The organism is Streptomyces novaecaesareae (assembly GCF_000716875.1).
GTDB lineage: Bacteria > Actinomycetota > Actinomycetes > Streptomycetales > Streptomycetaceae > Kitasatospora > Kitasatospora novaecaesareae.
In genome coordinates this window covers 52,131-61,340 of record NZ_JNWQ01000039.1, presented here as the reverse complement: position 1 = coordinate 61,340, position 9,210 = coordinate 52,131, and the positions used below count along the sequence as shown (strand labels likewise).

Sequence of the window (9,210 nt, the reverse complement as noted above, 5' to 3'; positions counted from 1 at the left end):
GGGCGGCGCGGGGGGGGGGGGGGGGGGGGGGGGGGGGGGGGGGGCTGCCGCCCGAGGGTACGGCCGTACGGCCCGACGAGCCGTACGGCCTGACGCGCCGTGGGCCTGACGTGCCGTCCGGGCTGGGAAACCGCTGACCGCAGGCGGAACCACAGGCGGAACTATCGGCAGTTCCGCCCCGTACGACCGCCCCCGCTCAGCGGGCGCCCCCGGATGACCCTACGGCTGAGCTGGGCGGCAGCGTTCACCAAGGGCCGGGTACGGCGAATCCCTCCGGCCGGGCATACTTCTGCCTGGCACGGTCTGCCGGGCGCGGGGCCAGGCAGAAGTGCGGAACTGGCAGGACCGACGGAGTGGGGCGGGGCATGGCGGCTGGGGGCGGCACCGGGGCGGGCGCAGACACGGACACGGACACGGGCGAGTTCAGCCGCCTGCTGACCGGGCACCGGGTGGCGGCCGGCCTGACCCAGGAGGAGCTCGCGGCGGCCGCCGGGGTGAGCCTGCGCGCCCTCGGGGACATGGAGCGCGGCCGAACGCGCGGACCGCAGCGCCGCACCGTACGGGCACTGGCCCTCGCCCTGGGCCTGGACGAGGCGCGGGGGGACGCGCTGGACCGCGCCGCCCAGCGCGGGCGCCCGCGCGGCGTCCGGCCGGGGACGGCCCGGGTGCCGGCCCAGTCCGCGTCCCGGGATCCGCTGCCGTCGGCGCAGGCCGGGACCGGGCCGGACGGGCAGGCCGAACCGGACGGGCGGACCGCACCGGACGCACAGATCGCACAGATCGCACGGGCCGGACAGCTCGGCGGGCGCGGCCAGAGCGCCCTCGCCCTGCCGCGCGACATCGCCGACTTCACCGCCCGCGAGGACGCCCTGGCCGCGCTCGCCGGCCTCGCCTCGGGCGACCGGCCCGCCCACCCCCGGGTGGTGCTGATCAGCGGTCAGCCGGGGCTCGGCAAGACGGCCTTCGCCCTGCACGCCGCCCATGCCCTGGCCCCGCGCTTCCCCGACGGCCAACTCTCCCTCGACCTCGGCGGGATGTCCGTCCAGCCGCTGACCGCGCGCGACGCGCTCGGCCAGGTGCTGCGCGCCCTGGGCGTCGACGACGCCGCGGTGCCCGCCGGGACGGAGGAGCGGGCCGGCCTCTACCGGGCCCTGGTGCGTGGACGCCGGCTCGTCCTGGTGCTGGACAACGCCGCCGAGGAGAGCCAGGTGCGCCCGCTGCTTCCGGGCTCCGGGCCGGCCGTGACCATCGTGACCAGCCGCAACGTGCTGCCCGGCCTGGAGTCGGTGCACCGGCTGAGCCTGGACGTGCTCGCCCCGGCGGAGGCGGCCGGACTGCTGGCCCGGATCGCCGGCCGCGAACGGATCGAGGCGGCGCCCGACGCCACCGCCGAACTGGCCCGGCTCTGCGGCTACCTGCCGCTGGCGCTGCGGATCGCCGGGCAGCGGCTGGTCGCCCGGCCGCAGCAGCCGGTCGCCCACCTGGTGCGCCAGCTCTCCGCCGAGGAGAACCGCCTGGATCTGCTGGAGACCGGCGACCTGGCCGTCCGCCCGGCCTTCGAGCTGTCCTACCGGCGGCTGCCCGCCGAGTCCCAACTGGTCCTCCGGCGCTGTGCGTTGACCGCCGGGGCGGATTTCACGGCGGCCGTCGCCGCGGCCTACACGGGCCGCTCGGAGGTCCGGACCGAGCTGCTGCTGGAGCAGCTCGTCGACGCCGGCCTGGTGCAGCCGGCCACCCCGGAGCGTTACCGCCTGCACGACCTGGTGCGGCTCTACGCGGGCGAGCGGCTGGCATCCGAGGAGACGGCCCAGGAGCTGGCCGAGGTCCGGAGCCGGGCCGGCCGCTGGATCCTCGACCGGGCGGCGGCCTACGGGCTGCGGTTCGACCCGGAGCACGAGAAGGACGACGCCGCGGTCACCGGCCCTACGCCCGCCCACCTGACCGAGGCGGCGCGCTGGCTGGAGTACGAACACCCGGAGTGGCTGGCCGCCCTGCACCATGCGCAGCGCTCCGGCCGCTACCGGGAGGTGGTCGACACCGCCGAGGCCATGCACTGGTTCTCCGACCGGCTGCTGAGCTGGGGCATCTGGGCGGAGGTGTTCCAGCTCTCGGTGGACGCCGCCCGCGCGCTCGGCGACCGGCGCGCCGAGGCGGTGCACGTCAACTACCTGGCCTGGACGTACGTCACCTGCCTGCACCGCTACCAGCGCGGCATCGAACTGGCCGGCGAGGGGCTGGAGTTGGCGAAGGAGGTCGGCGACCGTGAGCAGCAGGGCTGGGCGCTCACCTACCTCGCCTCCGGGCTGCGCTACCTGCGCCGGTACCGGGAGGCGACCGACGCCTTCCACCGCGCGGCGGACGCCTTCGCCGAGGTGGACAGCCGCTCGGCCATGATCGGCCGACTGGTCACCCTGCGCGGCGCCGCCAACTGCCTCCGGGAGTCCGGCCGGGCCGAGGAGGCGGTGGACTCCCGGCGGCGGGCGCTGGCCGGCGCGCTGGAGCTGGTGGACCGCTGGTCCTCGCCGCTGATGCACCTGCTCGCGGCCATGACCGCGCACGAACTCGGCCTGGACCGCGCGGCGTTGCGGCGCTGGCCGGCTGCCGAGAAGGCCTACCGGCAGGCCCTGGTGCACTACGAGGCGGTCGGCCGGCCGGACAGCATGACCAAGACCCTGACCGAGCTCGGCACCGCGCTGATCGAGCAGGGCCGGGCCGAGGAGGCCCGCGAACTGCTCACCGAGGCGCTCACCGACCTGAGCGCGGACGGCCCCCGGCCGGGGCCGCCGAGGCACTGACGCGAGCGCCCGCCCCCGGTCGGACCGGGAGCGGGCGCGGGTGCGGCGGCCGTCGGATCCGGTCAGATCCGGGTGTCCTCCACCACCGGCAGCTCGTGCGCGGAGCCCGTGCCCCGGACGTCGGTCCGCGGCGCGAGGTTCGTCCGCGGGGCGACCGCGGGCTTCTTGCCGCAGAAGGCCGGCTCCAGCGTGTTCATCAGCCCCTGCGTCACCGCGCCGTTGTTGGAGGCGTTGGCGAAGACCACCACGCTGCGGTGCCCGTCCGGGGCCACGAAGGACTGGGTCTGGAAGCCCTGCACGATGCCGCCGTGGCCGTACACGTCCCCGCAGGAGAGCGAGATGCGGCGCAGCCCCAGGCCGTACGAGATCTTCGCATTGGGCGTGGGCAGGGCGGCGGCCATCTGGTCCCGCGAGGCGTCCGTGACCAGCCCGCCGGAGCTGCCGGCCAGCAGGGCGGTCAGGAAGCGGTCGAGGTCCTCGGCGGAGGAGATGACGGCCCCGGCGCTCCACACCCAGGAGCCGTTCTGCTCGGTGGAGTCCAGCAGCGGCTTGCTGCGGTCGTCGTTGGTGAGGTAGCCGGTGACGTGGGCGCCGCGGATCTGCTGGTCGGGCACCACGAAGGAGGTCTTGCGCAGGTCGAGCGGCTGGATGATCCGCTCGTTCAGCACCTCCGGGTACGACTGGCCGGTGAGGTGCTCGACCGCGAGGCCCAGCAGCACGAAGTCGGTGTTGGAGTAGGAGTAGCGGCTGCCGGGGGTGTACTGGATGCCGTGCTTGACCGACATCGCCACCAGGTCGCGCGGGTCGTACACCGTCGTGCGGATGCGCGCCTCGAACGCGCTGGTGGTCTCCTCGCCGGCCTGCTCCAGCAGGTCGTTGGTGTGGTCGTAGATGCCCGCTCGGTGCTCCATCACCTGGCGGCCCGTCATGGTCCAGCCCTCCGGGAGGGTGCCCGCCGGCAGGTAGTCGCGCAGCGGCTTGTCGAGGTCGATCCGGCCCTCCTCCGCCAGCTGCATCACGAGAACGGCGGTGAACATCTTGCTGTTGCTGCCGACCCGGAACCTCCACGAGGAGTTCATCGGGGTCCCGTCGAGGTCGGCCTTGCCGACGGCCAGCGAGCGGGTGTCCTCCTGGGCGCCGTGGTCGCGGATCACCGCGAAGGCACCCGGGGCGCCGGCGCCCATGGTGGCCTGCAGCGCGGCGAGCACACCGGCGGTGTCGGGGGCGGGCGCGCCGGTGCCGCCCTGGTCGGCGGCCACGGCGTGGGCGGCACCGGTCGCCACCAGGACGGCACCAGCGGCGGCCACCGCGAAGGGACGCAGAAGGCTGATCTTCGCCATGATCCTCGGTTCTCTCGTCAGCTGACACGGCGTCGGGCCGCGTCTATCGAAGATCACTATCAGGGCCGGGGGCGGCCGATGGCAATGTGAACCGGTTCGCCCGCATCGTCCGTTGTGGGAGCGGCCGGGGCGGTCGCACCGTTCGTTTCCCGCTCCGGGGCCAAGGCTTCACCTGCCGTCGTCTACCCGCGTTGACGGGGGCCCTCCATCCTGTTCGGGCGCTCCTCGCACGGTCCGGTGTGCTCCCCGCACCGGCTTCCGCGCACCCGCATTCCGCGCACCCGCATTCCCGCTCGCCAGCTTCCCCTGCCAGCTCTTCCCAGCCGACCATGGAGCTTCCCCATGCCCCTGGCCTCCCTGGCGCGCCGTGCCGGCGCCCTGCTGCTCGCCACCGCCGGTCTGATACCGCTGTCCGGAAATGCCCAGGCCACCACGGCCGCCACCGCGGCCGCCGGTACGTACACCGCGATCGTCTTCCCCGACCAGGACCACACCGTCGTCTACAACCTCATCAACTCGGCGACCCGGTCCGTCGACGTCACCCTGTACGAGCTGCGCGACACCACCGCCGTCAACGCCCTGATCACCCGTCAGCGAGCCGGCGTCGCCGTCCGGGTGATCCTGGACGGCGCGCACACCTCGGTCAACGGCTCGGCCTACTCGGCGCTCAAGGCCGCCGGGGTCGGCGTGACGTACTCCTCCTCGGCGTTCGTCTACACCCACCAGAAGACCGTCACCGTGGACGGCGCCACGTCGCTGATCATGACCGGCAACCTGGACTCCACCTACTACGCGAACGACCGCGACTACGGCGTCATCGACACCGACGCCAACGACGTCGCCGCGATCGAGCGGGTCTTCGCCGCCGACTTCGCCAAGACCGCCGTCACCCCCACCGACGGCGACAACCTGGTCTGGTCGCCCACCGACTCGCAGTCCCGGCTGCTGGCCCTGATCAACGGCGCGCGGACCAGCCTCGACCTGGAGCAGCTGGAGTTCCGCGACGCGGCGCTGGTGGACGCCGTCGCCGCGGCGGCCGCGCGGGGCGTCACGGTGCGGGTGGTCGGCATGAACCCGAGCTCGTACGCCGACTACTTCGACCAGGTCACCGCGGCGGGCGGCAGCGTCGTCACCTACTCCTCGACCACCGGTCTGTACGTCCACGCCAAGGCGATCGTCGCGGACTACGGCACGGCCTCGGCCAAGGTGTTCGCCGGCTCGGAGAACTTCTCCGACAACTCGCTGAACCACAACCGCGAGCTGGGCCTGATCACCACCGACTCCGGGGTGGTCACCACGATCGAGTCCACCGTCGCCGGCGACTTCGCCAACGGCACGCCGTACTAGGCCGCACCGCTGGGTTGTACCGCCGTACCGCTCCCGTCTTCCGGGCGGCTCGCTGGGCCGCTCCCTACCCGAGGATTTGTCATGACTTCGTCCACGAAGCCCCTGAACCCCCGCTCCCGCCGCACCGCGACCGCCATCGGCTCCGCCGTCGCGCTGGTCGCCGCCTCCGCCGGTCTCTGGGCGGCGACTGCCTCCACCGCCCAGGCGGCTGCGCTGCCCACCCCCGACCACATCATCGTCGTGGTGATGGAGAACCACGCCTACACCCAGGTCATCGGCAGCAGCAGCGCCCCGTACATCAACAACACCCTGAAGGCGGGCGGCGCCAACCTCACCCAGTCCTACGGCATCACCCACCCGAGCGAGCCGAACTACTACGCGCTGTTCTCCGGCTCCACCCAGGGCACCGTCGACGACAGCTGCGTGACGGTCGGCGGCTTCCAGGCCGCCAACCTGGCCTCCGAGGTCATCGCCGCCGGCAAGACCTGGGCCAGCTACAACGAGTCCCTGCCCAGTCAGGGCAGCACCGTGTGCAGCAGCGGCAACTACGCGCAGAAGCACAACCCGTGGTTCGGCTTCGGCAACGTCCCGCTCAGCTCGGCCAAGACCTTCGCGCAGTTCCCGACCGACTACACCACCCTGCCGAACGTCTCCTTCGTCGTGCCGAACCTGTGCAGTGACATGCACGACTGCTCGGTCAGCACCGGCGACACCTGGATCAAGAACAACCTCGGCGCGTACGCCACCTGGGCGCAGAGCCACAACAGCCTGCTGGTCGTCACCTTCGACGAGGACAACAAGCTGTCCGGCAACCGGATCCCGACCGTCGTCTACGGCGCCCACGTGACCCCCGGCAGCAGCTCCGCCACCACCTACAACCACTACAACGTGCTGCGCACCCTGGAGGACCTGGCCGGGGCCGCCGGCCACGCGGGCAACGCGGCCTCCGCGAGCGACATCACCGGCATCTGGAACTGACCTGCGGTGATCAGGAGTTGAGCTGAGCCGGTGGCCGTTCCGTGCCCGTGCCCGCGTCCGGTGCGGGGGTGGCGGCCACCGGTGCGGGGGTCGCCGGTGGCGGAGTCGCCGGTTCGGGGCCGTCCTGCGGTCCCGTCCCCGGCCGGGCGCCGTGCCGGCGGACCCCGGGGACCGCGGCCGTGCCCGCGCAGACCACGGTCACCAGCGCTGCGGCCGCCAGCAGCGGCACCCGGCTGCCCCAGGCGTCGGCGGCCAGCGGCGCCAGGACGTACCCGAGCGGGGCGGCGGCCAGCGAGAGCAGCCAGTCGTACGAGGTGACCCGGGCCAGGGCCCCGGCCGGGAAGTCCTGCTGGACCACCGTCGCCCAGACCGGGTTCAGGAATCCCAGCCCGGCCAGCGCCACCGCCTGCGCGGCCACCACGAGCGGCAGCGGGGCCGGAACGGCGAGCGCGAGCAGCGGCAGCCCGTACAGCGCCAGGGCGAGGTTGCCGGCCAGTACCGGGCGGCGGGGCCGGAGCCGACCGGCGAGCAGCGAGCCGGCCAGCAGGCCGACCGCCCCCGCCTGGGTCAGCGCGACCCAGGCGCCGTCGCCGCCAAGCCGGGTGGCGGCGATCAGCGGGCCGAGGGTGAGCAGCACGGCGCTCGCGCCGTTCCACACCCCGTGGGCGATCAGGCTGGTCCAGTACCAGTCCCGGGAGCGCACCTCGCCCCAGCCGTCGGCGAGGTCCCGGCGCAGCGAGCGCGGCTCGACGGGGGCGTGGTCGTCGGGGGAGTGGCCTTCGGGGCGGTGGTCGATGGTGAGCCGGGTGAGCCTGACGAGCAGCGCCGCGCTCAGCGCGAAGGAGGCGCCGTCCAGGACGAACGCCCAGCCGGGGCCGGCGGTGTAGACCAGCACTCCGGCGAGGGCCGGGCCGCCGAGGCGGGCGGCGCCGGTGGCGGTGCCGAGCAGGGCGTTGGCCCGCAGTCGCAGCTCGCCCCGGACGGTGGCCGCGACCAGCGGGGAGGCGGTGGGCATGGCGAAGGCGGAGGCGGTGCCGCCGACGGCCGAGGCGATCGCGAGGTGTGCGAGGCGGGGGTGCCCGCCGAGCAGTTCCAGGCCGACGAGCAGCTGGCTGAAGGCCCGGACGAGGTCGGTGGTGAGCGCGACCAGGCGCGGGTCGAAGCGGTCGCCGACCACCCCGCCGAAGGGCAGCAGGAGCAGCCTGGGCACCATCGCGCAGCCCAGCACCAGGGCGAGCGCGGCGGAGGAGCCGGTGGCCCGGGTTATGGCGATCGCGAGGGCGGCGGGGACGACGGCGTCGCCCAGGGTGGAGATCGTCCGGCCGAGGAAGAGCAGGCGGAAGGCCGGGAGGCGCAGGGGGTGTCGGGTCACGCGCCGCACTGTATTTCGGTGACGAAATTTTGGCAACGAATATTTTGCTGCCGTTGCTTTAGGGTTTGTAGACTCCTCCCATGGCCGAGCACCCCCACCAGCACGACGCGCCGCCCCGCGACTGGACGGACGGCCACCTCGACCGCTGGCTACCGGTGCTGCCCCACCTCGACCCGGACATCGAGGCCGCCGTCACCCGCATGCAGCGGCTCATCCGCCACCTCGGCCGGGTCCGCGAACAGGGCGTCAGCGACTACGGCCTGCACAAGCACGAGTTCGACACCCTGCACGTCCTCGCCGGCCGCGGCGGCCACGCCGCCCCCTCCGAACTGCGCGCCGACCTCAACCTCGCCCCGGCCTCGATCACCGGCCGGCTGGAGACCCTGGAACGCCGGGGCTTCGTCCTGCGCACGCCGTCCACGGCGGACCGCCGGAAGGTCGACATCGTGCTGACGGACGCCGGGCGCGCCGCCTGGCAGGAAGCCCTCGACGTGGTCGGCCGGGAGGAACGCCGACTCCTCGGGGTGCTGTCGGAGGACGAGCGGCGCACGCTGTCGGAACTGCTGCGGAAGGTGATGCTGGTCCAGGAGGCGGAGGGGCGGGACTCCTAGGCTGCCGCCGCCGGCCCCGGCCCTCCCGTCGCGCACCGGCCCTTCCCGTCGCGCACCGCCCTTCCCGTCGTGCCCGGGGTCGACCTGCCGCCTTCGTCCCTGGTATCGATAGGGGCGTGCGATTCGAACTTGTGCCGATGCCGGACGGTGTGGGGGCGCGGCCCCGGGACGGGCGGGGGTACCCGGTGCCGGCGATCACGCCCTGGCGCGGCGGCGAGCCGCAGTTCGCGCTCACGGACCACGGGCGCAGCGCCGACTGCGCGCTCCAGCGCCGCTGTTCGGTGTGCGGCGGCTTCATGGCGCGCGGGCCGGTCTGGCGGGTCGTCGGCCCCGCCGAGAGCGCGGCGATCGCCGAGGCCCTCGCCAGCGGGCGGCCGTACCGGAACCTCGCACCGACCATGGAGGGCCCCGGGCACCGCGCGTGCATGCTCTACGCGTCGATGGTCTGCCCGTACCTGGCGCGACCGAACGCCCGGCGGCGGGCGACCGCCGAGGACCCGGCCGACGAGCTGACCTCGGCCGCCGTCCGCGGGGCGGCGCGCGGCGGGCTCGGCGCGGTGGTCGGGTTCGGCGACTACGAGTACGCGGTCACCGAGGCCCGGGTGCTGTTCCGCTTCCTCGACCTGGTCGAGTTCCTGCCGCACGAGTCGGCCGACGAACACCTGGCCGAGCTGCGCGCCGAGTTGGCGAAGCCCGGCCAGGGCCGGTAGGCAGGTCCGCCGCCGGCTGGTCGGCTTTCTAACGGCCGGTCGGCTTTACGGTCTGTC

7 protein-coding genes are annotated in these 9,210 nt (G+C 74.0%); 5 read left to right on the top strand and 2 right to left on the bottom strand.

All coding sequences use genetic code 11. From position 1 onward, the window contains the following. Positions 1–365 precede the first annotated feature (365 nt). Complete coding sequence (locus OP86_RS17295) at positions 366–2,795, top strand: ATP-binding protein (protein WP_051830181.1); 2,430 nt, start codon at positions 366–368, stop codon at positions 2,793–2,795. Between the two features lie 62 nt (positions 2,796–2,857). Here the strand turns inward: OP86_RS17295 and OP86_RS17290 are convergent, their stop codons facing one another. Beyond that, positions 2,858–4,135, bottom strand: coding sequence for a serine hydrolase domain-containing protein (locus OP86_RS17290; RefSeq protein WP_051830180.1), 1,278 nt, complete (start codon positions 4,133–4,135; stop codon positions 2,858–2,860). A gap of 342 nt (positions 4,136–4,477) precedes the next feature. On the opposite strand from OP86_RS17290, the gene OP86_RS17285 reads away from it, so the two are divergent. Together OP86_RS17285 and OP86_RS17280 are read left to right on the top strand one after the other, a co-directional pair. Beyond that, entirely contained in the window at positions 4,478–5,482 is a 1,005-nt protein-coding gene (locus OP86_RS17285; RefSeq protein WP_051830179.1) for a phospholipase D-like domain-containing protein, read from the top strand. An 81-nt stretch (positions 5,483–5,563) separates the two neighbouring features. Further along, positions 5,564–6,460 carry an alkaline phosphatase family protein gene (locus OP86_RS17280; protein WP_030060443.1) on the top strand — a complete coding sequence of 299 codons (897 nt, stop codon included), beginning with the start codon at positions 5,564–5,566 and terminating at the stop codon, positions 6,458–6,460. Positions 6,461–6,470: 10 nt separating this feature from the next. On the opposite strand, the gene OP86_RS17275 is transcribed toward OP86_RS17280, so the two are convergent. Further along, complete coding sequence (locus OP86_RS17275) at positions 6,471–7,832, bottom strand: MFS transporter (protein ID WP_063832395.1); 1,362 nt, start codon at positions 7,830–7,832, stop codon at positions 6,471–6,473. Positions 7,833–7,912: 80 nt separating this feature from the next. On the opposite strand from OP86_RS17275, the gene OP86_RS17270 reads away from it, so the two are divergent. Beyond that, positions 7,913–8,443 carry a MarR family winged helix-turn-helix transcriptional regulator gene (locus OP86_RS17270; RefSeq protein ID WP_030060444.1) on the top strand — a complete coding sequence of 177 codons (531 nt, stop codon included), beginning with the start codon at positions 7,913–7,915 and terminating at the stop codon, positions 8,441–8,443. 116 nt (positions 8,444–8,559) lie between these two features. Next, positions 8,560–9,153: a hypothetical protein gene (locus tag OP86_RS17265; RefSeq protein ID WP_245231784.1), complete on the top strand. Its 594-nt coding sequence runs from the start codon at positions 8,560–8,562 to the stop codon at positions 9,151–9,153. Positions 9,154–9,210 lie beyond the last annotated feature (57 nt).